Source organism: Amphritea atlantica, from assembly GCF_024347255.1.
GTDB lineage: Bacteria > Pseudomonadota > Gammaproteobacteria > Pseudomonadales > Balneatricaceae > Amphritea > Amphritea atlantica.
Map to the genome: position 1 here is coordinate 422,382 of NZ_AP025284.1, position 25,407 is coordinate 447,788.

Sequence of the window (25,407 nt, forward strand, 5' to 3'; positions counted from 1 at the left end):
CAGAAAACTCACATATCAGATGGTTGGAGAAAGTGATGGCAGGCGAAGATAAGTCTCAGGTTGAAGAGCAGCAGCCGGAAGCAGTAACTGAAGCGGTTGAAGAGACTGTGGGTGCTGATGCAACCGTTGACCAGGTCGCTGAAAACGTTGCCGCTGACGATGTCGATGTGGACGCGTTGCAACAGGATCTGGCTCAGGCCAGAGATCAGGTTGCGGCCCTGAAAGATCAGGAATTGCGAACCCGTGCAGAGATGCAGAATATTCGCCGTCGGGCGGAGATGGATGTAGAGAAAGCTCATAAATTTGCGCTGGAGAAGTTTGCCAATGAGCTGCTACCGGTCGTCGATAGCCTGGAGCGCGCGATTGAAGCGTCCAGCAGCGATGATGAAGCGGTGGTTGCACTGCGTGAAGGGGTTGAGATGACCCTGAATATGTTCGTTACAGGCCTGGGTAAGTTTAAGGTTGAGCAGCATAACCCTGAGGGAGAGCCGTTCAATCCAGAGCTGCACCAGGCGATGTCGATGGTACCTAATCCGGATGTTGCTGCGAACCACGTTATGGCAGTCATGCAGAAGGGTTATAGCCTCAATGGACGTCTGATTCGTCCGGCGATGGTCATTGTTTCTAAAGGCGCAGAATAAGTCAGGACTTGAAACTGATAAATCCGCACCAATATAGCTAGCAAGTTAAAAGAATTTCGCCCGTCAGAACGGGCACAGAATTACTGGAGTGATAAAAATGGGTAGAATTATTGGTATAGACCTGGGCACAACTAACTCATGTGTTGCTATTCTTGATGGCGACAAGCCCCGGGTTATTGAAAACGCTGAGGGTGATCGTACCACCCCCTCCATCATTGCTTACGCAGAAGATGGTGAGATTCTGGTAGGTCAGCCGGCGAAGCGTCAGGCCGTCACCAACCCGAACAATACCCTGTTTGCGATTAAGCGTCTGATCGGCCGTCGTTTTAAAGACGAGGTGGTTCAGAAAGATATCAAGATGGTGCCTTACAAAATTATCGAAGCTGATAACGGCGATGCCTGGGTTCAGGTTAACGATAAGAAGATGGCGGCCCCACAGGTCTCTGCAGAAATTCTGAAGAAGATGAAGAAAACTGCCGAGGACTATCTGGGTGAAGCGGTCACTGATGCGGTCATTACCGTGCCTGCTTACTTCAATGACTCCCAGCGTCAGGCAACTAAAGATGCCGGTAAAATTGCGGGTCTGAACGTTAAGCGTATCATCAACGAGCCAACGGCTGCGGCACTGGCTTATGGTATGGATAAGTCCAAGGGCGATAAAACCATCGCTGTATACGACCTGGGTGGTGGTACTTTCGATATCTCTATCATTGAAATTGCAGAAGTTGATGGCGAACATCAGTTTGAAGTACTGGCGACTAACGGTGATACCTTCCTGGGTGGTGAGGATTTTGACTCCCGTCTGATTGAGTATCTGGCCGCTGAGTTCAAGAAAGAGTCCGGTATTGATCTGCACAATGATCCACTGGCGTTGCAGCGTCTGAAAGAGGGGGCTGAGAAGGCAAAAGTTGAGCTGTCTTCTGCTCAGTCTACCGATGTTAACCTGCCTTACATCACTGCTGACGCTACCGGTCCTAAGCACCTGAATGTAAAAATCAGCCGTGCCAAGATGGAGTCGCTGGTTGAAGCGCTGGTTGATCGTTCCATGGATCCTTGCCGCATCGCACTGAAAGATGCTGATCTGTCCGCTTCTGATATCGACGAAGTCATTCTGGTAGGTGGTCAGACCCGTATGCCACTGGTGCAGCGTAAAGTAACCGAATTCTTTGGCAAAGAAGCACGTAAAGACGTTAACCCGGATGAAGCGGTTGCGATCGGTGCTTCCATCCAGGCTGCGGTGCTGTCCGGTGATGTGAAAGACGTTCTGCTGCTGGATGTTACCCCACTGAGCCTGGGTATCGAGACAATGGGTGGGGTTGCCACTCCGGTTATTGAGAAGAACACCACAATCCCGACTAAGAAGTCTCAGGTGTTCTCAACGGCCGATGACAACCAGACTGCGGTAACCATTCACGTGGTTCAGGGTGAGCGTAAACAAGCGTCTGGCAACAAATCACTGGGTCGCTTTGACCTGGCCGATATCCCGCCAGCACCCCGCGGTATGCCACAGATCGAAGTCACCTTCGATATCGATGCCAACGGTATCCTGAACGTATCTGCAAAAGATAAGGCGACTGGCAAAGAGCAGTCTATTATCATCAAAGCCTCTTCTGGTCTGAGTGATGAAGAAGTTGAACAGATGATTCAGGACGCGGAAGCCAATGCTGAAGCGGATAAGAAGTTTGAAGAGATGAGTCAGGCCCGTAACCAGGGTGATGCGATGATTCACTCCGCTAAGAAAACTCTGGAAGACGCGGGTGACAAGGCGACTGAAGAGGAAAAAACAGCGATCAACAGCGCTATCGAAGAGCTGGAAGGCGTGCTGAAAGGTGATGACAAAGAAGTGATCGAAGCCAAGACAGCTGCGTTGACCGAAGCAGTCTCTGCTGTGGCTCAGAAGATGTATGCTGAAGCAGCTCAGCAGGCTGAAGGTCAGGGCGGAGAGCAGGCCCAGGCTGAACCGGCTGACGATGCTGTTGATGCTGAGTTTGAAGAAGTTAAAGACGACGAGAAAAAGTAAGTCTCTTTAGTGAATCAGGCTTGATATGACAGCGCGGGCCGGTCCCGCGTTGTCCTGTTTTTATTCTCAGCTGATTTAAGTATTAGTTAACCGGATTGCGATACAGATTATGTCGAAGAAAGATTTTTACGATGTGTTAGGCGTTTCCAGAGACGCTTCTGACCGGGATATTAAAAAGGCGTTTCGTCGGATGGCGATGAAATACCACCCGGACCGTAATCCAGACGATAAAGCGGCCGAAGACGCCTTTAAAGAGGTGAATGAGGCTTACGAAGTTTTGTCGGATAGTCAAAAGAAAGCGGCGTATGACCAGTATGGGCATGCGGGCATCGACCAGAACGGCATGGGTGGCCATGGCGGATTTGGCGGCGGCGCTGGAGGCTTTGGTGATATCTTTGGTGACGTGTTTGGCGATATTTTTGGCCAGCAGGGGCACGGAGGCGGTCGTCGCAGCCATGTTCAACGTGGTGCTGATCTGCGTTACACCATGGATCTTAGTCTGGAAGAGGCGGTAAGAGGGTGCGAAAAAACCATCTCTGTACCGACACTGGTTCCCTGTGAAGTATGTGATGGCAGTGGTGCTAAACCTGGCACCAGTGCTAAAACCTGTGGTACCTGTGGTGGTATTGGTCAGGTGCGGATGCAACAAGGATTCTTCTCGGTACAGCAGACCTGCCCATCCTGTCATGGTGAGGGACAGGTTGTCTCCGACCCTTGTTCCAGCTGTCATGGCCAGGGGCGTAAGCAGCAAACCAAAAAACTGTCAGTCAAAATCCCTGCGGGTGTTGATACTGGTGACCGTATCCGTCTGTCGGGTGAAGGTGAAGCAGGCAGCCATGGTGGTCCATCCGGTGATCTGTTTGTTCAGGTTAATGTCCGGGATCATGCGATCTTTGAACGGGATGGAAAACATCTCTATTGTGAAGTTCCGATCAGCTTTATCGACGCGGCACTGGGGGGCGAGCTTGAGGTCCCGACACTGGAATCCCGTGTTAAACTGAAGATTCCTGCTGAAACCCAGACCGGAAAATTGTTCCGTCTGCGAGGCAAGGGGATTAAACCGGTCCGTGGCGGTGCCGTGGGCGATCTTCTGGTACGGGTGATCGTTGAAACACCGGTGAATCTGAGCGGTAAGCAGAAAGAGCTGTTGCGTGAATTTGAAGCTGCGATGGATGACCGGCAAAAACATCACGGGCCGAAGAAACATGGTTTCTTTGACAGCGTGAAGAAATTTTTTGAGGATATGACCTGATATTCTCAGGGGGCTGCATGGCAGCCCCTGCGACTTTTTGGAGTCTTACATGAGTGATTTTCCCACTCAACCGAAAGAGCTGTGGCAACTGATTCAACAGGAAGCCCGGGAGGAGATGGCCAGAGAGCCGTTTCTGGCAAGTTTCTTTCACAGCACCATTATTCGTCACCACAGCCTGTGTGAAGCGGTGAGTTATCTGTTGGCCAATAAACTCTCAGATGAGGTGATGGCCGCTATCACGATGCGCGAGCTGATCGAAGAGGCGCTCGGGGGAGACCCTGCCATCCTGGAGTGTATCTGTCAGGACATCAGCGCAGTACGCACGCGCGATCCGGCGGTTGCCAGCTTCACCACCGTCCTTCTCTACCTGAAGGGCTTTCATGCCCTGCAGGCATATCGTATTGCACACTGGATGTGGCAGCAGGGGCGTCATTCGATGGCGCTGTACCTGCAGAGCCGTGTCAGTGAAGTGTTTCAGGTGGATATCCATCCTGCGGCGCAGATCGGTTGCGGTGTGATGTTTGATCACGCCACCGGTATTGTGGTTGGCGAAACCTGCGTGATTGAAAATGACGTCTCTATTCTTCAGTCCGTGACGCTCGGTGGCACAGGAAAGCAGACCGGTGATCGCCATCCCAAGATTCGTGAAGGGGTGATGATTGCTGCCGGCGCTAAGATCTTTGGAAATATCGAAGTGGGAGCCGGGGCGAAAGTCGGCGGAGGCTCTGTGGTGCTGGAAGATGTTCCGCCCCATACGACCGTGGTCGGGGTTCCGGCAAAGATTGTGGGTCGTCCTGAGTGCGAAAAGCCCGCGTTTGATATGGATCAGAGCGTTAGTCAGCAGAAAGAGTAATGAATTAAATGACCGGCTGACGTAGATCAGCCAGTCGTCTGACCAGGTATTCAGAATGATAAGAGTTGCAGTAACCGGCGCCGCCGGGCGTATGGGTAAAACAAATATTGAAGCGATTCAGGCAGCTGAGGGCGTTAGTCTCGGTGCCGCCATTGTCGAACCAACCAGCAGTCTTATCGGTGCTGATGCCGGTGAGGTTGCCGGCGTTGGCAAACTGGGAGTGAAGCTTGTCGGCGCACTTGATGAGGTCATTGATGACTTCGATGTGCTGATTGATTTTACCGCCCCTCAGGCGACCCTGGCCAACCTTGCGCTGTGTGCAGTAAAGGGCAAAGCGATGGTGATCGGCACCACAGGATTGAGTGAAGCGGAACGTGCTGAGCTGAAGAGCTTTGGGGAGGTGATGCCTCTGGTGTTCGCTTCCAATATGAGTGTGGGTGTCAACCTCTGCTTTAAACTCCTGGCTGAAGCCGCGAAAGCGCTGGGAGACGATTATGATGTTGAGATTATTGAAGCGCATCATCATCATAAGGTCGACTCCCCATCAGGCACTGCGCTGAGTATGGGAGAGGTGGTTGCCGATGCATTAGGCCGGGATCTGCGTCAGTGTGCGGTGTATGGCCGTGAAGGTCAGGTGGGTGCCCGCACCCGGGATGAGATCGGCTTTGTCACTATTCGTGCCGGCGATGTGGTTGGCGATCACACCGTGCTGTTTGCGACCGAAGGTGAGCGGATTGAGATTACCCACAAGGCGAGTTCCCGGATGACCTTTGCCAAAGGCGCTGTGAGGGCTGCTGGCTGGCTGGCGGGTAAGGCGAACGGTTTATACGATATGCAGGATGTGCTCAGTCTGCGTGACTGATACCAACCTGCGGTGAGAAAAGACCGTCAGATGAATCAGCTGTGACAGCGGGTTCGGATGACGGTTTTTTTATTTTTAATGAATGATTAACTAAATATCCCATAATGGGGCGAACCCTGCCCCACAGAGTAGTATTTTTAATCTATATTTGATGGGATGACAGCGAACGGCTTATGGAGTGACCAGATGTCTGCCAAAAAATTTGCGACCCTGAAAGAGATGGGATTTGAAGATCCCCATGAAATTGAGAAATATACCACCCGTACAGAGAATGATATCGATGTACTGAAGGTCTATCTGCATCGTCATCATGGCGAATGGATGACCAAGAGCAAGAAATTCAAGTTTAAGCGGCGCCATACCAACGTCTCGGTCGAGGGGGGGCTGGTGCCCTATCGTGCCAGCACCGAGCCTTCGCCCTATTACCTGAAAGCGGTTGCTGAGCTTGAGCAGTTGGTGGTGGAAGAGAAGTCGGTAAAAGATAAGAAGCAGCACCTGCTGGAAGAGCTGGAACACCTGGAGAAGGTGGTGACCCGAAAAGTGGAAGATCTGCGTCGGCAGATTGAAGAGCTGTAAACAGCGTTCGATATAACGATAGACGGCTGGTGAGCAATCACTGGCCGTTTTTTTTATCAGCGGGAGTGATGGAGAGATGTATAAACTGGCGTTCTTTGTACCGCAAGACAACCTGGAAGAGGTTAAGCAGGCTCTGTTTGCGGTGGGGGCAGGCAGGATCGGCGACTATGACTGTTGCTGTTGGCAGGTAAAGGGGCTCGGTCAGTTCCGCCCGCTGCCGGGAAGTAACCCGCATATCGGCCGTCAGAATTTGCTGCAGCAGGTGGAGGAGTGGAAGGTTGAGCTGGTGTGTGAAGATCAGCTTATCCAGGCCGTAGTGAGTGCTCTGAAGCAGGCCCATCCCTATGAGGAAGTCGCTTACGATGTCTGGCAGCTGAGTGATTTATAATCATGTTTATAACTCTGAGTGTTATAAACATAATCTGTTGATAAGGGTGTTGATTAAGTATGGGTAACCGCTTAACTTTATAAGTAACGTATTGTTATTTAATAGATAAATTGTTTTGTGTTAATTCTGAGCAGGTTATTAACTGAGCAGCAGCGAACAGGGAAAATAAGTCACAAAAACTGTGGATATCATTGTGGATTAAGTATGGGTATCACTGGGGTAAGCGACGCAGACCCCGTGGCTGCGGGGATCTGCGCTATTGGTGTAATAACGCTCAGTGACTGATGCGGTTCATAAAGCCGGTAATGCCCGTCAGAACAATCTCTGATGCCATGGCGGCGAGAATCAGGCCGGTAATCTTGCTGAGAATATTCAGCCCTGTTTTGCCCAGCAGGCGCTCCACCCGGGTTGCGGCATGCAATAATATCAGCAGACAGATCAGCGCCATAAACATGCCACTGAGTCCCAGGATAACCTCTATGCCGTGCAGCTCTGAACCATATACCAGAATCGCACCGATGGTGGCGGGACCGATAATGGTGGGGATCGCCAGCGGCACAACCGAGGCATCCTCTCTGGGACCTCCAGGTACCTGAGCGTTGGTGCGTATGCCATCCTTAACCAGGCTGATGGCAGACAGAAACAGCAGTATCCCGGCACCAATGCGGAAAGAGTCGATCGTTATGCCCAACAGCTCAAACAGTGGTGAACCGAAGAAAAACAGAATCAGTGACGCCAGGGCCGCGGCCAGGACCGCTTTATTAGCAGTGCTGCGTCGCTCTGCCGGGGTGTCACTGCGGGTCAGAGAGAGGAACATAGACACCACAAAGAAGGGTGCGAAAAGGACGAAAAATTTAATCCAGGTGGTGATTAATAAAGTCATAGGTGGTTCTCATGATCCGCGCAGGATAAGCGCAGTTAAATAAAAAACGGCCTTGTGGGCCGTTATTCATAGCTGTTGCCGTGGGGTGAAAACACGGCAGGACAGGGAAGTGGTTATTTTAACACCAGCCAGAGGGCATGCAGAATACCTGGAAGGTAAAAAAACAGACAGAGCACAATATTGATAACCAGTTGCAGGCCTGCTCCGGTTTTCATAAATACTGCGATTGGGGGCAGTAATATAGCAAGAATAATAAGAATCAGTTTGTTATCCATCCTAAGTTCCTTTGTCTTAATGATTAAGATTTATCGACATACTGTCCGGGCGGTGTTTCCAGATCGACGTGATGCAGGGGAAACGCCCCCGTTTTTCGGTCTTCAAAGTAAAATCGCAAAGCGTTTCTGATGGTCTGAAATGCCAGCTCATCCCAGGGCACGCTGTCTTCAGTAAACAGCTTTACATCGGTCGTCTCATCTCCAGCAGAGAAATTCAGGTCGTCCAGTTGTGCCAGATAGATCAGTTGTACCTGGCTGACGGGGACGATAGAGGTCAGGGTGTAGAGTTGTAAATCGCTGACCCGGGCGTTGGCTTCTTCAAGGGTTTCTCTGGCGGCAGCCTGGCGGGTTGATTCACCGTTCTCCATAAAACCGGCGGGCAGTGTCCAGTAACCGACCCGGGGGTCTATGGCACGTTTACACAACAGCACCTTATCCTCATACACCGGCAGACACCCGGCGATGATTTTGGGGTTCAGATAGTGAATTTCGCCACACTCATTGCAGATGTGCCGGGGACGGTTATCGCCTGCGGGTATTTCGAATCGAACGGTCGATCCGCACAGATTGCAGTAGTTCATAGCGTGTCCTTCGGTAGTCTTCCTGGTCCGTAAATCGATTAAGTGGAGTGGGCTTAACTGGTTAGCACTTACTTTAATCTAATAGTTGCCGTTGGCTCAAATATTCAATTCATTATCGGTTAACTATTTTCTGCAATTGTCTGACGGTGAGTATCGTCATCTGTTGAATTTGTCTATGCGTCGAATTGTCTCATGCGTCATTAGGTCACATCCCCGGTGGCCAAACTCTGGTTAATATCAGCGGGTTTATTTCACCGGGAAAAGCAGGATGCGAGCACTCATCGTTTTTGTGTTATGGATGCCAGCCTTTATGGTTCAGGCGGATCTCTATTGGCAGCCCGTGCCAGGCAGGGGCGGCGCTCATGGCGGCGCAGCAAAGATGTTTAAACTGGCTGAGCAGATCCCGGATGCAAAGCGCACGGTAGCGCTGCTGCACTCCGACCTGCAACGCAACCCACTGGAGGTTGATAAGGGCCTTTATCGGGTAAAGGGTAGCGGTAAAAACAACTACCATGCACTGGTGGCCCGGGAGGAGGGAAGCGATTATCGGCATCTGGCGGTGCGTTATCTTTACTTCAATGGAAAGCCTGTGGACAGCTCCCCCTCTGATCTGCTGGCCGAATCCCTGGGGGAGCTGGAGATTGTTCCAGATCCTCTGCCCCGGGAACACTGGCGATATACCAGTGATAAACCCTACCGCTTTAGGGTGCAGTTTAACGGTAAGCCACTGCCTGAGCAGCCGGTACTGGTGATGACGGAAACGGGCAGTACCGAGATTCTGCACAGCGACAGTGATGGCGTGCTGAAGCTTGTTATCCCTGATGATTTTGCCACGGTTGTTCCGGGTGCCCGGAAAAACCCGCCAGGCGAGCTGCGAATATTCAGTGAGGTTGACCGCGAAGGGATCAACTATCAGAGCTCTCTGAGTATGAGTTATTACGTTAACCCTTCCCATTGGAAAAGTGCCAGCCTGGGAGCGATGGCAGCCCTTGGCGGGCTGCTGTTTGGACTATGGTTGAACCGTCGTCTGCCTGCTCATAGCCGGAGGAAGAAAAGATGTGTGCAAATCTGACCCTGGTGCGCCGCTCTGTTCAGTTACTGATGTTTGTGTTTCTGGTATATGGTTCGGTGGTGATCGGTTTCTATGCCGCCGATAAAATTTCCGGGGCGCTGCCCGCCCTGAGTTGTGCTTACGATTCGATGAATGCCGACTACTGTGCGCTGATCCCGTTACAGCATCAACTGCACCACCGTCTTGGAGCCGCGGCAGATGCCGGGAACTGGTTTATGTTTCTGATGCCTTTCCTGACTACCGTAGGCACTTTCCTGCTGCTGTTTGTTTTCCTCAATAAAGCCTTTTGTGGCTGGGTTTGTCCGCTGGGCTTTTTTCAGGAAGTGATGCAACTGATCGGCCAGAAGCTTGGGTTGCGCCGGGTAGATAGCCTGACTCATGGAGCCGTGGATAAGATCCGGCCGGTGAAGTGGCTGATGCTGGGGGGCTTGGTGTTGGTTCTGCCGGCACTGACCAGTCTGGGATTTCTCAGTGATGAGTGGGGCGATCCGTTTTGTCAGATCTGCCCCAGCCGGATTATGACCACCCTGCTGACCGGCTCCAATGAACAGTTGTTTGTCGATACCTCCAGTCCCAGCTATATGGCCCTTTCCATCACCGGCGATTTTCTCTTTGGTTTGATGGTGGCGCTGGCGTTGACGATGCGACAACCGTTCTGCCGTATCTGTCCAATGCTGGCGCTGCACGCCGTCTTCAGAAAAGTGGGGTTAGCTCGTCTGGTGAAGCAGGGCAGCTCCCGTTGCGAAAAATGTGGTCTGTGCGCTGAGGCGTGCCCGATGGATATCCGTGAACTGCAGAGTGAATTTAATGCGGTTGCCAGGCCAAAGGATATTACTCTGGCTGATTGTACCCTGTGTGGCCGCTGCGTTGAGTTTTGTCCCGATAAGGATGTATTACAGTTACGCTATCTTAACGTGCCAGTGTTCAGTTCCAGCCCGGCGTATTTTAAACGGCGCAAGAAAGCTCAGACACAGTGGGACAGCGTTAAGCTGATCGGCTTTAGCAAAGCGGAAAAAGAGAAAGTATGAGTGTTGAACTACTGGGGTTGGAACTGACTGCAGCGGTATTGACCGCCTTTCTGATCGGTCTTAGTTTTGGTAGCGGCCCTTGTAATATCAGTTGTCTGCCCTATCTGGGGCCGGTACTGCTGGGGCCGGCGGCGCAACAACCGTTTCATGCAGTTCTGTTGCCGTTTATGAGCGGCAGGCTCGCCGGGTATCTGCTGTTGGGAACTCTCGCAGCGGCGAGTGGCAGTGTGCTGCAACACTATCTGAAACATCCGTTACTGCCCTGGGCCATCGCCGGGGTGACTTTCTGGCTGGCGTTGCGGATGTTGTTTCAAAGTCGTAAGCCGGTCTGTTCGGTTGCTATGGCGCAGAGTGACGGGCGACAAACGAGTGATCAGCGCTCCTCCGCTGTCAAACTGATCGCCACGGATGCTGTGGCGACGGAAAAGAATCGTTTGCAGCTGGCCTTACTGGGGTTCTCTCTGGCATTGAACCCCTGTGTGCCGCTGCTGGGGTTGCTGGCTGCTGCAGCACAGAGTGCAGACCCATTATGGGGGGCTTCGGTAGCGCTGAGTTTTGGTCTGGGGGCTATCGTTATTCCCACTCTGCTGGTGCGCTACGGCTTTGCTCTGCTGGGGCAGGAGTTGCAGCGGCAACTGGCAATGTGGCAGCAGGCCCTGACCCGCACCGGCGCTGTTATGTTGATATTAGTCGCGGTGAACACCGCTTTAAGGGGCGTTTAACTATGTTGTGGATTGAAAAGGGTGGTCCGGTTATCTGGATTCTGGTCGCGTATTCTGTGCTGGGTCTGACGATTATTGCCAGCCGCTATCTGCAACTTCTGTTTACCCGTCGAAGTGACCTGACTATTTCGCCGCAAAGATGGCATGCCGGTGCAGAGAAAAGAATTGTTGATCAGCTACGTTCTGTGTTGCGGGTACAGGGTCATAGCCCTGAACTGCGTGCCACCGCGGCCCATCTGATTCAGGCCGAGATGAAGCCCTTTGAGTCGGGGCTGAAAACCGTCGCGGTCTTGGCCAATACGGCTCCTCTGCTGGGGCTGTTGGGGACGATAACCGGGATGATCAAGGCGTTTCAGGTGATTGAGGATGCCGGTGGTAAAGTGGATGCGATGGCGCTGGCCGGGGGGATCTGGGAAGCGATGCTCACCACTGGTGTGGGGTTGTCTGTGGCGATACCGCTGTTGATTTTGCTGCACTTTCTGGAGTCTGCTTTAGGCCGTTATCACTGGCATCTGCATCAGGCTGCGGCGCTGGTGCTGAATCGCTCTGAGAGCGTTGATATTGCAGACGATGAGGAGCTGGAAGAGTGGGAGAGTGTTGCGGATGTCCTATAAGTCCCCTGCCCATAGTCTGATTACGCTCAACCTGACACCACTGATCGATATTGTATTTTTGCTGCTGGTGTTCTTTATGCTGACCGCTCATTTTGTGGATGAAAAACAGATTGAACTGACGCTCCCGGAAGCGTCCAGTGCCGAGGAGGTTAAAGAAGCGGAGCCGGTGGTGGTGATGATCGATGCAGCGGGCACATTCTATATCAATTCAGAAGTGGTTCATGGGCAACTGCTGGAATCACGTTTACAGAGTCTGTTCAGCGATCACCCGGAACGACTGCTGCGTGTTAAAGCGGATAGTCAGGTCTCTTTTAACCGGGTGGTGAAGCTGCTGGATGCCGCCCGCTTGCTACACATTAATAACCTTGAAATCGCCACCCGGGAAGAATGAGTCTGAAGCCTGAGCCACCTCGCCGTGCTGGCGGTTTTCTGTTAGCGGGTTTGATACTGTCCGGTGGGGTGCATGCTGTTATCTGGCAGCAATTACAACAGCCGGAGTTGAGTGTTGCTGCGGCCCTGCCTATCAGTTATCAGCCGGTAACGTTAGCCGCTGCGGTGCCCCAGCCAACAGTCTCTGAACCTCAGCCTCAGGAAACAGTCCCACCTGTAGAGCCCAGGCCAGAACCTAAGCCAAAGCCAAAGCCCAAGCCCAAGCCCAAACCGAAGCCCAAACCGAAGCCCAAACCGAAGCCCAAACCGAAGCCAGAACCGAAGCCAGAACCGAAGCCAGAACCTGTCCCCGGGCCTGAGCCACACAAAGAGCAGCCCGCGGTGCCCATAAACAACCCGGTTAGCAGCACGCAACCGGTCGCTCCGGTGATCAGTGCTGAGCAGCAATATCAGCGTTTTCTGGCCTTGCTGGTACAGCGTATCGACCAGCATAAGCGCTACCCCAGGCGGGCACAGTCCCGGGGTATTGAGGGGCGGGTGAGCTTCAAACTATCACTGGATCGCCATGGCGCACTGGAGAGCTTTGAGTGGCTGGAGGGTAACCGGCTGTTTTATAAGGCAACACTGGATGCGATTAAACGATCACTGCCGCTGCCCCTGCCGGAGGGGCAGGGGGCATTCAGTTATCGATTGGCACTGGAATATAAGCTGCTGTAATTGAGGATAGCCAATAGAACGGGACAGGTTACCCGGACTCCTGGTTGCTCTCATTGATCTTTTTCATACGGTAAGCCAGTCGGGAACGGGTTAGCCCCAGGAGTCGTGCGGCTGCTGACAAATTGCCGTCTGCCTGAGCGACCGCTTCGCTGACCAGCCTGGCTTCCAGTTTATCGAGTGACGGGCCGGCAGCGTTAGCCGGGGCGAAACGGCGAAACTGTTCCAGCGCCGACTCTTCGCTTTCCGGACTTAATTCGCCCTCGCTACTGATGGTGAAGAGCAACGCCCGGGTGGTTTCTTCATCCCGGAACAGGTGAGACAGGTCGATGAGTGAATGATCCTCGGCGGCGATCACCCCCCGCTCGACAAGATTCTGCAGCTCACGAATATTGCCGGGAAAACGGTAGTTCAGCAGTGCCCGCATCGCTTTCAGGGTAAAGCCACGTATGCTTCGCCCATGTTGCAGGTTGTAGTGTTCAAGAAAGTGGGACAGCAACAGCGGAATATCATCTCGCCGCTCCCGCAATGGCGGTAACAGTATCGGGAATACATTCAGGCGGAAAAACAGATCCTCGCGGAACTCTCCTTTGGTGACCGCATCCCTCAGTTCGACGTTGGTGGCGGCGACCACCCGGACATCGACGCTGATCAGACTGGTCCCACCGACCCGTTCCAACACCCCCTCCTGCAGTACCCGAAGCAGTTTGCCCTGGGAGCTGGGGCTGAGTGTACCGATCTCATCAAGAAACAGGGTGCCACCGTGGGCGCGCTCGAAGCGCCCTGGGCGGGATGTTGTGGCTCCGGTAAAAGCCCCCCGGTCAACACCGAATAGTTCTGACTCGATCAGGGTGTCGGGAATAGCCGCGCAGTTTATCGCGATAAAAGGTTCATCTTTACGGCTGCCGATCTCATGCAGCATACGGGCAAACAGCTCTTTACCCACCCCCGATTCACCGGTAAATAATACCGTGGCCCGGGTGCTGGCGACCCGTTTGAGCATATGACAGGCGGCGATAAAGGCGGAAGAGATACCGATTAACTGTCGATCTCCCAGAACCGGCAGGTCCGTACCTGGCACCGGCAGCGGTGCCGCCGCCGGAAGATTGCCTGAGCTTAAACCGGCATTATTCTGACTGACAAAATCTTCAGCATTCAGATAACGCAGATCCTCTTCGACATCGCCCCATAGTTCTATAGTTCTGCCGATCACCCGGCAGGTGGCATGGCCCATTGAGCGGCACTCGACCTCGCGGAATACGGTCAGTCGTCCCAGCAGTGTGGTCACGTAACCCATGGCATAACCCAGCTGCATCCAGCACGCCGGTTCGGTACCGATACCATAGGCGGCGATATGTTCATCATCTTCACTGGAGTGGTGCCAGAGAAACTCGCCATCATAGGTTCCCTGATGGGGGTCGAACTCAAAATGGATGGTTTCCACCTGCACCACGCCCTCCAGAGAGTGCAGTTGCGTGCCAGCAAAGAAGATCGCTTCCGGATCAGCATCGGGCCAGCGTTCGCGCACCAGCTGTGCATCCCGGACGCCGGAGCTGTAGCCCGACCGGGTCAGCAGTCCCCGTGCCCGCTCAATCCCCAGTCGTTCAATCAGTTCACGGCGCAGGCTGCCCAGGGACGAGTTGTGCATCAGCACCATCCGCTGGCCATCCAGCCAGATACGTCCGTCTTTGGGGGAGAAGTGCAGATATTCAGACAGCTGGCCAAAATTCAGGCCTGAATCTTCAGTGAGATTGTCGCTGTCACCTGCGGGCAGCTCGTGAGTTTGTGACAAACCGTTCGGATCAGGGATGGGCATCGGCTTTACTCATGTTTATTGTAATTTTTAACAAAAATATTAAGTCGTTTTGCTGTGTTTAACAATCTTATCAATTGTTGAGTGGACAAATAATTTTTGTGCGCTGCAATTAGCTAAAGAAAAATTGTTCTGTGAAAACCTTCTCTTTTTAACTGTTCAGTCGATGTTGCGTTGCAATAAACAGTGTTGTTGTGACATCTGGCACAGCGGTTGCTCTATCAGATTAACAATAAAAAAAGTTCATCCCATCTGTATTGGGGCGGACAACACGCTGGAGGTTCTATTGTGTCAATTGTAGAAGGTGATTCAGGTCTGTTGGATCCATCCCTCTGGGAGGGTCGGATATTCGATGGTAGCTGGAAGGTTGCGCAGGGAGGTAGTGTCGTCGTCACTGAACCGGCCACCGGGGAAGCACTGACCCGTACCGGTATGGGCGATGCCTCAGATATCGCCATAGCGGCGCGAAGTGCTGCTGAGGCTCAGGCTGAGTGGGTGAAAATGTCCTGTCGTGAACGGGCCGATATCTTTTTTCGTGCGGCTGAGGCTCTGCAACAGGATTTCAATGCCGCAAAAGACTGGATCGCCCGGGAAACCGGCGGCATCTTTGCCAAGGGCGAGCATGAGGTGCGCGAGGCTGTGGTGATTCTGCGGCGTTCGGCGGCGATGCTGCTTGATCCGGATCATGGCCTGGTGCTGCCTTCGGCGTCGGGCACTCTATCTTATGCCAAGCGCCAACCCTTAGGGGTTATCGGTGTCATCTCACCGTTTAATTTTCCGCTGATACTGTCTATTCGTGCTGTCGCCCCTGCGTTGGCGGCGGGGAATGCTGTGGTGCTCAAGCCTGATCCTCGTACGCCGGTCAGCGGTGGTTTTATCATCGCCCGGGCGCTGGAACAGGCAGGGCTGCCAAAAGGCCTTCTGCACGTGATTCCTGGGGGGGCGGATGCCGGTGAAGCGCTGTGTACTGATCCCCATGTGCGCATGATCGCCTTTACCGGATCCACTCCGGTTGGCCGCAGAATCGGTGAGCTGGCCGGACGCCATCTGAAAAAAGTGATGCTGGAGCTGGGGGGGAAAAGCCCGCTGATCATCACCGAGGATGTCGATCTTGATCTGGCCGCCAGCAATGCAGCCTGGGGCGCCTGGTTCCATCAGGGGCAGATCTGCATGGCATCGGGACGGATCATTGTTCATGAATCGATTGCAGCGCAATTGACAGAACGGCTGGTGGCTAAAGCTGCTCACCTGCCTTTTGGCAATCCAACCGATGGTAACGTGGCCATGGGACCGATTATCAACCGTGCTCAGTTGGAGCGGGTTGACGCCATCGTCAAAGAGAGTGTGGCTGCCGGAGCAATCCTGGAAGCGGGTGGCGAGTGCGAAGGACCCTATTATCAGCCGACAGTTCTGTCGGGCGTCAAACCGGGGATGCGCGCCTATAGCGAGGAGTTCTTTGGTCCGGTTGCCAGCATCATTACCTATCGCGACGACGAGGAAGCGATCCGTATCGCCAATGATACTGAGTATGGTCTGGCCGCAGCGGTGATCTGTCGCTCAGTCGGTCGGGCGACAGCGATCGGCGAGCGTCTGCACGCCGGCATGGTGCATATCAATGATCAGACCGTGAATGATGAGTGCATCAATCCCTTTGGTGGTCGCGGCGCTTCCGGCAATGGTGGCAGCATCGGCGGACCGGCTGACTGGGATGAGTTCTGCCAGTGGCAGTGGGTTACCGTGAAAGATACCCCGCCGGCCTATCCATTCTGAGGTGTTCTGATCGATTAACCAATATTTTTTGCAGCGCTGCCGACGATCAGTCTCTCAGCCGCATAACAACGTTTAATTCAAAGCGAAGGAATAAAATATGAATAACAACTCCCGCTTAAAATCCTTGCCCCTGACAAGAACGTCATTAAAGCCCCTGACGGTTGCCATTTCACTGGCAACGGTTCTATGCGTTCCAGAGGCACTGGCGTATAAAATTGATACCGGTAATCCTGATATCAGACTGCGCTGGGATAACACCTTTAAATACAGTGCGGCATTCAGGGTGGAAGACAAGTCAGACTCTCTGCTGGCCGATGTTAACTATGATGATGGTGACCGCAACTTCGATAAAGGGCTAATATCCAACAGACTCGACTGGCTGACCGAACTGGATGCCCGTTATAAAGATTATGGAGTAAGGGTGAGTGGCGCTGCCTGGTATGACTCGGTGTATAACCAGAGCAACGATAACGACTCGCCGTTTACCAATAATGCCACCAGCGTCAAAAACAACAAGTTCACCGACGAAACCCGCGATGTGCATGGACGTAAGGCCGAGCTGCTGGATGCGTTTGTCTACGGTAACTTTGACCTCGGTGATATGCGCAGCAACCTGCGTCTGGGACGCCACTCACTGGTATACGGTGAAACGCTTTTCTTTGGTGCCAACGGTATCGCTGATGCTCAGGGCCCCATCGATCTGATCAAACTGTTAAGCGTACCGAGCACACAGTTTAAAGAGGTGTTGCGGCCGGTTAACCAGTTGTCTGGCACCTTGCAGATCAGTCCGGAACTGTCTTTGGGCGGTTACTACCAGTTCGGCTGGGAAGAGACCCGTCTGCCGGGTGTCGGCAGCTATCTGTCCAATATTGACTGGGCCGGTCCCGGTACTGAATCACTGATCGCCGGTCCCGGGGTTGTCTGGAATCATATCTCAGATGTCGAACCGGATGATTCCGGTCAGGGTGGTCTGAAACTGCGTATCGCCCCGGAAGAGAGTGATTTTGAGTATGGTCTTTACTATGCCCGCTATCACGCCAAGACGCCGTCGGGCTTCTATTTTGACCCGGTCGGGGGGACTATCCGCACCGTCTATGGTCAGGATATTGACACCTTTGGCGCCAGTGCGACTACCTCCATTGGTCAGCTGAATATCGCGGCGGAAGCATCGATGCGCACTAACGCCCCGCTCAACAGTGATCCGCAGATCTCCGTCGGCCAGACCGCCGATAACGATAACAACATTCTTTATGCGGTGGGTAAGACCGCCCATGCCAACCTTTCCGGTATCTATGTATTGCAGCCAAGTTCCCTATGGGATGGCGGTGCATTGCTGGGTGAGCTGGCGTGGAACCGGGTGGTGTCGGTCGATAAGAATCCGAATGCGCTGGATCCTAACAGTACCCGCGACGCCTGGGCGATGCGGATGATCTTTTCGCCAGCCTACTTTCAGGTATTGCCAGGTCTGGATGTCGAAGTGCCTGTCGGCCTTGGATACAACTTTGCCGGGCGTTCCGGCGCGGTTGCCAATATGAATGGTGGTGCCTCTTACGGCGGTGATTTCTCTCTGGGGGTTAACGGAACCTACCAGAACACCTGGAAACTGGGAGCCAGTTATGTGCGTTTTCTCGGCGACGAGTTCAGCTTCGTAACGCCGCAGAACAACCCGGCTCCGGCGCTTTCATTTAAACAGACCCGTGCCGACCGGGATTTTGTGTCGCTGTATATTCAGCGCAGTTTCTAACCGAATTCAGTGGAGATAAAAATAATGAAAAATACACTTAAAGCACTGGTGACAGGGGTTGCTCTGGCACTGACCTCACAACTCTCGCTGGCCGCTGTTGATGCCCAGACGGCAGCACAACTTAACACTACGCTGACGCCACTGGGGGCGGAAAAATCAGGCAATGCTGCGGGCACCATTCCCGAGTGGAAAGGTGGCTATACCACCGTGGCGGCCGGTTATAAAAGTGGTGAGGTACGTCCTGATCCATTTGCCAGTGATAAACCGCTGTTTACCATTACAGCTGCAAATCTGGCGCAATACAGTGATCAGTTGAGTGATGGCGTCAAAGCCCTGTTTGCCAAAAATCCTGATTTTCGCATGAATATCTATCCCACCCATCGTTCGGCAGCGGCACCTGAATGGGTTTATAGCAATACCGAAAAGAATGCCACCCGCGCGGAACTGGCAGCGGATGAAACCTCCGTCAGTGGTGCTTATGGTGGCATCCCGTTCCCGATTCCAAAAACCGGTGCCGAGGTGATGTGGAATCATCGCTTAGGCTGGTCGGGAGAATCGGTCGAGTATGCGATGAAAACCTATATTGTGACTGCCGATGGGCATCGCTCGCTGGCCAGTGAAGGTGATGAGTTGATGCAGTTTCCTTACTATTACAAGGAGGGGGACGCTGCCGACTATAGCGGTGTAAACCAGTTAGGGCGTTTTATTGTGACCGGTCCGGCGTCTAAGGCCGGCGAAGCAATCCTGGTTCATGACCCGTCAATCGCCGGGAAAAAACGCGCTATCTGGCAGTATCTGGTGGGGCAGCGCCGGGTGCGTAAAGCGCCATCTGTTGCCTATGATACTCCCGATTTCGTCACCTCGGGGGTCGGCTTGTTTGATGAGGCCTTTATGATGTTTGGCCCTATTGATCGCCATCACTATAAGTTGCTGGGCAAAAAAGAGCTCTTTATCCCTTACAACAATAACCGTGCCGCGCAGGTGAGTATTGATGAGCTGATGGGTGAGCATTTTCTCAATCCGGAGAATGTCCGCTGGGAACTGCATCGGGTCTGGGTGGTAGATGCTGAACTGAAAGACGGCATGCGTCACACCGTACCGAAGCGTACCTATTATGTCGACGAAGACAGCTGGAAAATTGTCCTGTTTGATGGCTGGGATGCTAAAGGTGATCTGTGGCGCATGAACTACTCACTGACCTATCTGGTGCCCGAACTGCCAGCATTGGTGACTAATGTGATGTGGGGGGGGTATGACCTGCAAACCGGCGCGTACTATCTGAACGCTGCCATGAATGGTGGTACCCCACATTACCGGGTGCGTGAACCGATATCTGAAGGCACCTGGAGTCCGGTAGAACTGGCCAACCAGGGGGCTCGCTAATATCTCGCAATCCGTATTTGATCGTTGCCTGACGGCTGCTGTAAACCACAGCAGCTGATCTCAGGCGATGATCAGGAGTTTTCTGATGGTCGTATTTTCCAATTCAACATTAAGAAACCGGCTGGCGGGAGGTTGCCTGCTGTTGCTGATGGCCGGGCAAAGCTGGACCGCTGTGGCTGCCGCTGAAACCGGATTTACTGCGCTGGACAAGCCGGCACAGATCACTGCTCAGTCAGTGCATAAAACCATATTGTCGGTTGCACGGGCGGGTCAGCGGCTGGTGGCTGTGGGTGAAGAGGGCATTATTCTGTTATCGGACGATAACGGTCAGCACTGGAATCAGATCGTGTCGCCGGTGTCTGCCGCGCTAACTGAGGTGCAGTTTGTCGACTCCCGTCATGGCTGGATTGTCGGCCACTATGGCGTGGTGCTGGCGACCACGGATGGCGGTGAAACCTGGCAAAAACAACTGGATGGGATTCAGGCGGCACAGTTATTGTTAGCGGATGTTCAGCTGCGCGGTGGCGATGAGCGTGAGCTGCGTGAAGCGCGCCGCTTAATCGATGATGGCCCTGATAAACCCTTTCTCAATCTGCATTTCACTGATGCCCTCAACGGCTTTGTTTTCGGTGCCTACAACCTCATCTATCGTACCCATGATGGTGGTCAGAGCTGGCAGCCGTGGCTGAGTCGGGTTGATAACCCGATGGGGCTGCATCTGTATGGTATGGCCGAGGCGGATGGGGTGCTGATGATGGCCGGAGAGCAGGGGACTCTGCTGCGTTCCCGTGATGCCGGAGAACATTTTGAAGCGCTCGACTCGCCTTATGATGGCAGCTTTTTCGGTATTATCGCTGAGCCGGATGGGGCGTTTGTCGTCTATGGCCTGCGGGGGCACCTGTTCCGTTCAGTCGACAATGGTGACAGCTGGACTCAGCTTGATACCCGGGAAGAGGTTGCACTCAGTGCGGCGTCGATGCTGGCGGATGGGCGGCTGCTGGTGGTGAGTCAGAGTGGCTCGCTGCTGGTTAACCGGAATGACAGCGGTTTTGCGCCGGTAGCGGATCTGCCAGCGTTGCCGTTAGCGGATGTTGTTCAGTCGGCTGACGGGGCGGCCATTGTTGCCAGTCTGGCCGGTGTTCATCGATTTGATCTGCCCGGGCGTATTGCCAGGGATAGTACGTCCGGCAGTGTGAAGGAATAGCGTTGTGAATAGTGCGAATAATATAAAAACCGCTGCAGCGAGCTCGCAGCCGGAAGCGTTCGATCCCCATTCCGGATCGTTTATTGAGCGACTGGTGTTTAATCAGCGCCGGCTGGTGTTGGTATTTTGCCTGATCATCAGTATCGGGCTGGGCTGGCAGGCATCTCAGTTGGGACTGAATGCCAGCTTTGAAAAGATGATCCCCACCGGACATCCGTTTATTACCAATTTTCTTGCCAACCGTTCCAGTCTGGCCGGGCTGGGGAACTCTCTGCGGGTTGCTGTCGGTGTTAAACAGGGGACTATCTACGATCAGCAGTATCTGCAAACACTGCAGCAGATCAATGATGAACTCTACCTGTTGCCAGGGGTTGATCGTCCCTATCTGAAGTCGCTGTGGACCCCCAGTACCCGCTGGATCGCCGTCACCGAAGAGGGCATGGATGGCGGTACGGTGATTCCTGGTAATTTTGATGGTTCTGCCGCGAGTCTGGAACAGGTTCGCCTGAATGTGCAGCGCTCCGGTGAGATCGGCCAGCTGGTGTCAGCTAATTTCCGCTCCAGTATTGTCTATGTGCCGTTGCTGGATAAAGATCCTCGCACCGGCGAACCCCTGGATTACGGTCAACTGTCCCGTCAACTGGAGCAGATCAGAACCAGGTACCAGAGCGATAATATTGAGATTCATATCACCGGTTTTGCCAAGATTGTCGGTGATCTGATCGAAGGGATGCAGCAGGTTCTGGTGTTTTTCGTACTGGCGGTGGCGATTGCCACAGCGGTACTGTTTGCCTATACCCGCTGCCTGCGTAGCTCGCTGCTGGTGATGGGGTGCTCCCTGATCGGGGTGCTATGGCAACTGGGAATGCTGCAGCTGTTTGGCTTCGATCTGAACCCCTATTCGATCCTTGTACCGTTTCTGGTCTTTGCCATCGGTATCAGCCATGGTGCGCAGAAGATGAACGGCGTGATGCGCGATATTGGTAGTGGTATGGCGCCCTATGTGGCCACCCGCAATACCTTCCGTCGTCTGTTCCGCACCGGTATCGCGGCGCTGATTACCGATGCCTTTGGCTTTGCCGTTTTGCTGGTGATCGATATCGGTGTGATCCGCGAGCTGGCGATTGCGGCCAGTCTGGGGGTGGCGGTGCTGATTATCAGTAATCTGGTGCTGTTGCCGGTACTGCTCTCCTATATCGGTGTCACACCTAAGGCAGCTGCGCGCTCGGTTGAGCATGACTGCGTTGGTGCTGGTGATGACGGCAGTGATCGTGAAATTCATCAGGTACTGCCCGGACGGTTGTGGAAATTCTTTGCCCTGTTTACTGAGCGTAAATGGGCGTTGACAGCGTTGACGGTGGCGGCCGGACTGGCGGTGTTTGGTTCGGTGGTCGGCAGCCGCTTACAGATCGGTGATCTGGAACCGGGGGCGCCTGAGTTGCGGGCAGATTCCCGTTATAACCTGGATACCGCCTTTATGGCCGATAACTATGCCGCCAGTTCCGATATCTTCGTGGTGATGGTGAAAACCGCCGTGGATAGCTGTACCCATTACTCAGTCTTGTCGAAGGTCCGTGAGCTGACCGGGCAGCTGGAACGGCTGCCCGGTGTTGAATCGACCAACTCAATGGCGCGGCTCTCCCGCTATGCGATGGTGGGCTACAACGAGGGCAACTTTAAATGGCTGGAGTTGATTCCCAACAATGCAGCGCTGGGAGCGGTGCAGGCTCGGGCACCACGGGAGCTGTTTAATGCGGATTGCAGTTTGTTATCAGTATATGTCTATCTCAAGGATCATAAGGCCGCGACGCTTAACAGTGTGGTTGAAGTCGCGCAGACATTTGCCGCTGATAACAGCGATGATGAGGCTCGCTTCATGCTGGCAGCGGGCAACTCCGGTATTGAAGCGGCTACCAATATCGTGGTGAAAAAAGCGATGAATCAGATGATGTACATGGTCTACGGTGCGGTGATTATTCTCTGCTGGATCACCTTCCGCACCTGGCGTGGTGTCGTGGCGGCGGTGTTGCCACTGATGCTGACCTCGGTGATGTGTCAGGCGCTGATGGTCAAACTGGGAATCGGCGTTAAGGTGGCGATTCTGCCGGTGATTGCGCTGGGGGTGGGGATCGGTGTGGATTACGCGCTGTATGTTCTGTCTGTGTTACTGATGGGACTGCGCTTCGGCATGACGGTCACCCAGGCTTATCAGCTGGCGTTGCGTCAGACCGGTCGGATCGTGATGCTGACCGGGGCAACCCTGGCGGTGGGGGTGGCTACCTGGGTGTTTTCCCCGATCCTTTTTCAGGCGGATATGGGGATCCTGCTAGCCTTTATGTTCCTGTTTAACATGCTGGGAGCGTTGATTCTGTTGCCGGCGCTGGCGCATTTCCTGTTTGGTTCTACGGTGCTTGCTCCGCCTGTTAGCAGCAGTGCGCCAGGGCAGAAGCACAATAGTCATGATCCGGATGGTCTCAAAAGCCAGCCTTTAACTGAGGAAAACAGCCATGCTTGATCCGCAGATAAAAGGCATTTTGGAACAGGCGATAGCTGCCGGTGCGCCGGACTTTGCTGATCTGCCCCCCGCGGTTGGCCGTGAGGTTTACAGCCAGATACTGGCGGCCACCGATGTTGCCGTCGCTGACGGGGTGAATATTTCTGATCTGAGCATACCCGGCCCCGGCGGTGAACTGGCGTTGCGGTGTTACCGTCCGGAGGGACAGGATCAACTGGCTGGCGCGGTGCTCTATCTGCACGGTGGCGGTTTTGTGGTGGGCTGCCCCCGGGATTATGACGGTGTTGTCAGTCAGCTAAGCCGGTTGTCCGGCTGTCTGATTGTGCAGGTGGATTACCGTCTGGCACCGGAGCACCCCTACCCGGCGGCCGTCGAAGATAGTTACGCAGCACTCTGCTGGCTGGCAGATGCAGCGTCGGAGCTGGGGGTTGCACCCGGACAGATTGCGTTGGCCGGTGATAGCGCTGGTGCAAATCTGGCCGCGGTCTGTGCGTTGCTGGCACGGGATCATGCAGGTCCCTCAGTCCGCCAGCAAACCCTTATTTACCCCACTGCATCGGGCCCCGATACCGGGTATGACTCTTATGAAAAATATGGTGAGGGCTATACGCTGACCAACCGCAGTATGGTCTATTTTATGGAGCATTATCTGGCAGGCAGTGTTGAGCCGGTGGATTTTCGGCTTGCACCGCTGGAAGCTGAAAAACTATCAGATTTGCCCCCGACTCTGATTCAGGTGGCGGGGTTTGATCCGCTGCGGGATGAAGGTATGGCGTACGCTGAGGCACTGAAACAAGCGGGTAACTCCGTCAACCTGACTGAGTATCCGCAGCTGGTGCACGGTTATATCAGCATGTCCGGTGCGGTGGCTGCAGCGGGGCGTGCGGTTGATGAAGTGGCGACCGTCTGGCGGCAGGTTTTTAGTTCTGTTGCGTAAACCGAGATAATAATAACAGGAGAAATTTATGAAGATTCAAGCGGCTGTAGCCCGAACTGTACATGGGCCACTGACTCTGGAAGGTCTGGAACTTGAGGAACCACGGGCGGATGAAATTCTGGTGCGCGTGGTGGCGACCGGTGTCTGTCATACCGATATCGTGGTGCGCGATGGCATGCTGCCAACGCCGATGCCTGTGGTATTGGGACATGAGGGGGCCGGTGTGGTTGAAAAGGTGGGAGCCAGTGTGACCAAAGTGGCTCCGGGTGACCATGTGGTGATGACCTATAACTCCTGTGGCGGCTGCCCCAGCTGTGAGGAACATGCCCCCAGTTACTGCCATGAGTTTTTCCCCCGCAATTTTTTTGCTACCCGGGAGGATGGCACGACGGCGCTGTCAAAAGAGGGCGAGGTGATCCAGAGTAACTTCTTCGGTCAGTCCTCGTTTGCCACCCATGCGCTGTGCCATGAGCGCAACATCGTCAAAGTCACCGATGCGGTATCGCTGGATCTGCTCGGACCGCTGGCCTGTGGCGTGCAAACCGGTGCAGGTGCGGTTATCAATGCGTTGCAAGTGAAGGCGGGTAGGTCGATTGCGATCTTTGGTACCGGCTCGGTAGGGCTGTCAGCGGTGATGGCTGCCCATGCGATGGGTGCCACGACTATTATTGCCGTTGATATGAATGATGAGCGACTGGCCTTTGCCGAAGAGGTGGGGGCGACACACAGTCTGAATCCCTCTAACGGTGATGTGACCGCTGCAATCATGGAGATCACCGGTTACGGTGTCGACTATGCACTGGATACCACCGGACTGACTCCGGTGATCAGGGGCGCGGTATTGAGCCTGGCTCCACGGGGTTGTTGTGGTGTGCTGGGGGCGTCAGCTCCGGGTAGTGAGATTGTGCTCGATGAAGTGCACTTTATGAGTGGCGGTCGTCGTCTGATCGGTATCGTTGAAGGTGAATCGAATCCAGACAGTTTTATTCCGCAGCTGATCGATCTCTATCAGCAGGGTAAATTTCCCTTCGATAAGATGGTCAGGTTCTACCCATTTGAGCAGATTAACGAGGCGATTGCGGATTCAGAGTCCGGTGTCACCATCAAACCTGTGGTCAGAATGTAGGATGCCTTAGCGAAAGTGAATTAGCCCATACTTTCGTAGGCAAT

24 protein-coding genes are annotated in these 25,407 nt (G+C 53.8%); 20 read left to right on the forward strand and 4 right to left on the reverse strand.

Translation table 11 applies throughout. From position 1 onward, the window contains the following. The first annotated feature begins 35 nt into the window (after positions 1–35). The 7 genes from grpE (at position 36) to OCU43_RS02015 (ending at position 6,592) form a co-directional block, all read left to right on the forward strand. A complete protein-coding gene (gene grpE / locus OCU43_RS01985) occupies positions 36–641 on the forward strand; it encodes a nucleotide exchange factor GrpE (RefSeq protein WP_139203137.1) in 606 nt (201 codons plus the stop codon). 97 nt (positions 642–738) lie between these two features. Then, on the forward strand, positions 739–2,661 hold the full coding sequence (dnaK, locus tag OCU43_RS01990) for a molecular chaperone DnaK (protein WP_091355115.1): 1,923 nt from the start codon (positions 739–741) through the stop codon (positions 2,659–2,661). A 109-nt stretch (positions 2,662–2,770) separates the two neighbouring features. Next, positions 2,771–3,913, forward strand: a complete 1,143-nt coding sequence (dnaJ, locus tag OCU43_RS01995; RefSeq protein ID WP_091355118.1) for a molecular chaperone DnaJ — start codon at positions 2,771–2,773, stop codon at positions 3,911–3,913. 49 nt (positions 3,914–3,962) lie between these two features. Next, the gene (cysE, locus tag OCU43_RS02000; RefSeq protein WP_091355120.1) at positions 3,963–4,766 is read left to right on the forward strand and encodes a serine O-acetyltransferase; all 804 of its coding nucleotides are present in this window, start codon (positions 3,963–3,965) and stop codon (positions 4,764–4,766) included. A gap of 55 nt (positions 4,767–4,821) precedes the next feature. Beyond that, positions 4,822–5,628: a 4-hydroxy-tetrahydrodipicolinate reductase gene (dapB, locus tag OCU43_RS02005; RefSeq protein WP_175483447.1), complete on the forward strand. Its 807-nt coding sequence runs from the start codon at positions 4,822–4,824 to the stop codon at positions 5,626–5,628. A 186-nt stretch (positions 5,629–5,814) separates the two neighbouring features. Further along, complete coding sequence (locus tag OCU43_RS02010; protein ID WP_091355123.1) at positions 5,815–6,204, forward strand: DUF3461 family protein; 390 nt, start codon at positions 5,815–5,817, stop codon at positions 6,202–6,204. A gap of 76 nt (positions 6,205–6,280) precedes the next feature. After that, positions 6,281–6,592 carry a YqfO family protein gene (locus OCU43_RS02015; RefSeq protein WP_091355124.1) on the forward strand — a complete coding sequence of 104 codons (312 nt, stop codon included), beginning with the start codon at positions 6,281–6,283 and terminating at the stop codon, positions 6,590–6,592. A gap of 274 nt (positions 6,593–6,866) precedes the next feature. Here OCU43_RS02015 and OCU43_RS02020 read toward each other — a convergent pair whose 3' ends face one another. From OCU43_RS02020 to OCU43_RS02030, 3 genes are all read right to left on the reverse strand, one after another. Next, positions 6,867–7,475: a MarC family protein gene (locus OCU43_RS02020; protein ID WP_091355126.1), complete on the reverse strand. Its 609-nt coding sequence runs from the start codon at positions 7,473–7,475 to the stop codon at positions 6,867–6,869. 113 nt (positions 7,476–7,588) lie between these two features. Continuing rightward, positions 7,589–7,750 carry a YqaE/Pmp3 family membrane protein gene (locus OCU43_RS02025; protein ID WP_091355128.1) on the reverse strand — a complete coding sequence of 54 codons (162 nt, stop codon included), beginning with the start codon at positions 7,748–7,750 and terminating at the stop codon, positions 7,589–7,591. A 23-nt stretch (positions 7,751–7,773) separates the two neighbouring features. Beyond that, the gene (locus OCU43_RS02030; RefSeq protein ID WP_091355130.1) at positions 7,774–8,331 is read right to left on the reverse strand and encodes an NUDIX hydrolase; all 558 of its coding nucleotides are present in this window, start codon (positions 8,329–8,331) and stop codon (positions 7,774–7,776) included. A 268-nt stretch (positions 8,332–8,599) separates the two neighbouring features. On the opposite strand from OCU43_RS02030, the gene OCU43_RS02035 reads away from it, so the two are divergent. From OCU43_RS02035 to OCU43_RS02060, 6 genes are read left to right on the forward strand one after another with little or no spacing between them, the layout of a single operon-like run. Further along, positions 8,600–9,403 (forward strand): DUF4198 domain-containing protein, encoded by an 804-nt coding sequence (locus OCU43_RS02035; RefSeq protein WP_139203138.1) that lies wholly within the window; start codon positions 8,600–8,602, stop codon positions 9,401–9,403. Continuing rightward, complete coding sequence (locus OCU43_RS02040) at positions 9,388–10,431, forward strand: 4Fe-4S binding protein (RefSeq protein ID WP_091355135.1); 1,044 nt, start codon at positions 9,388–9,390, stop codon at positions 10,429–10,431. The genes OCU43_RS02035 and OCU43_RS02040 overlap by 16 nt, the downstream gene beginning before the upstream one ends. Continuing rightward, positions 10,428–11,153 (forward strand): sulfite exporter TauE/SafE family protein, encoded by a 726-nt coding sequence (locus tag OCU43_RS02045; RefSeq protein WP_091355137.1) that lies wholly within the window; start codon positions 10,428–10,430, stop codon positions 11,151–11,153. The genes OCU43_RS02040 and OCU43_RS02045 overlap by 4 nt, the downstream gene beginning before the upstream one ends. 2 nt (positions 11,154–11,155) lie before the next feature. Further along, a complete protein-coding gene (locus OCU43_RS02050) occupies positions 11,156–11,767 on the forward strand; it encodes a MotA/TolQ/ExbB proton channel family protein (protein WP_091355140.1) in 612 nt (203 codons plus the stop codon). After that, positions 11,757–12,158, forward strand: a complete 402-nt coding sequence (locus OCU43_RS02055) for an ExbD/TolR family protein (RefSeq protein WP_091355141.1) — start codon at positions 11,757–11,759, stop codon at positions 12,156–12,158. The genes OCU43_RS02050 and OCU43_RS02055 overlap by 11 nt, the downstream gene beginning before the upstream one ends. Beyond that, positions 12,155–12,874 (forward strand): TonB family protein, encoded by a 720-nt coding sequence (locus OCU43_RS02060; protein WP_175483448.1) that lies wholly within the window; start codon positions 12,155–12,157, stop codon positions 12,872–12,874. The genes OCU43_RS02055 and OCU43_RS02060 overlap by 4 nt, the downstream gene beginning before the upstream one ends. 28 nt (positions 12,875–12,902) lie before the next feature. Here OCU43_RS02060 and OCU43_RS02065 read toward each other — a convergent pair whose 3' ends face one another. After that, complete coding sequence (locus tag OCU43_RS02065) at positions 12,903–14,687, reverse strand: sigma-54-dependent Fis family transcriptional regulator (RefSeq protein ID WP_091355147.1); 1,785 nt, start codon at positions 14,685–14,687, stop codon at positions 12,903–12,905. Positions 14,688–14,972: 285 nt separating this feature from the next. On the opposite strand from OCU43_RS02065, the gene OCU43_RS02070 reads away from it, so the two are divergent. The 7 genes from OCU43_RS02070 to OCU43_RS02100 all read left to right on the forward strand — a co-directional run bounded on the left by OCU43_RS02070 (position 14,973) and on the right by OCU43_RS02100 (position 25,363). Beyond that, on the forward strand, positions 14,973–16,454 hold the full coding sequence (locus OCU43_RS02070) for a benzaldehyde dehydrogenase (protein ID WP_091355283.1): 1,482 nt from the start codon (positions 14,973–14,975) through the stop codon (positions 16,452–16,454). Between the two features lie 97 nt (positions 16,455–16,551). Further along, positions 16,552–18,198, forward strand: a complete 1,647-nt coding sequence (locus OCU43_RS02075; RefSeq protein ID WP_091355149.1) for a DUF1302 domain-containing protein — start codon at positions 16,552–16,554, stop codon at positions 18,196–18,198. Positions 18,199–18,222: 24 nt separating this feature from the next. Beyond that, complete coding sequence (locus OCU43_RS02080; protein WP_091355152.1) at positions 18,223–19,581, forward strand: DUF1329 domain-containing protein; 1,359 nt, start codon at positions 18,223–18,225, stop codon at positions 19,579–19,581. Positions 19,582–19,666: 85 nt separating this feature from the next. Beyond that, on the forward strand, positions 19,667–20,785 hold the full coding sequence (locus OCU43_RS02085; protein ID WP_175483449.1) for a WD40/YVTN/BNR-like repeat-containing protein: 1,119 nt from the start codon (positions 19,667–19,669) through the stop codon (positions 20,783–20,785). Between the two features lie 4 nt (positions 20,786–20,789). Further along, positions 20,790–23,300: an efflux RND transporter permease subunit gene (locus OCU43_RS02090; RefSeq protein ID WP_245756510.1), complete on the forward strand. Its 2,511-nt coding sequence runs from the start codon at positions 20,790–20,792 to the stop codon at positions 23,298–23,300. Further along, positions 23,293–24,237 carry an alpha/beta hydrolase gene (locus OCU43_RS02095; protein WP_091355155.1) on the forward strand — a complete coding sequence of 315 codons (945 nt, stop codon included), beginning with the start codon at positions 23,293–23,295 and terminating at the stop codon, positions 24,235–24,237. Before OCU43_RS02090 ends, OCU43_RS02095 begins: the two co-directional genes overlap by 8 nt. Positions 24,238–24,265: 28 nt before the next feature. Then, the gene (locus tag OCU43_RS02100) at positions 24,266–25,363 is read left to right on the forward strand and encodes an NAD(P)-dependent alcohol dehydrogenase (RefSeq protein ID WP_091355157.1); all 1,098 of its coding nucleotides are present in this window, start codon (positions 24,266–24,268) and stop codon (positions 25,361–25,363) included. Positions 25,364–25,407 lie beyond the last annotated feature (44 nt).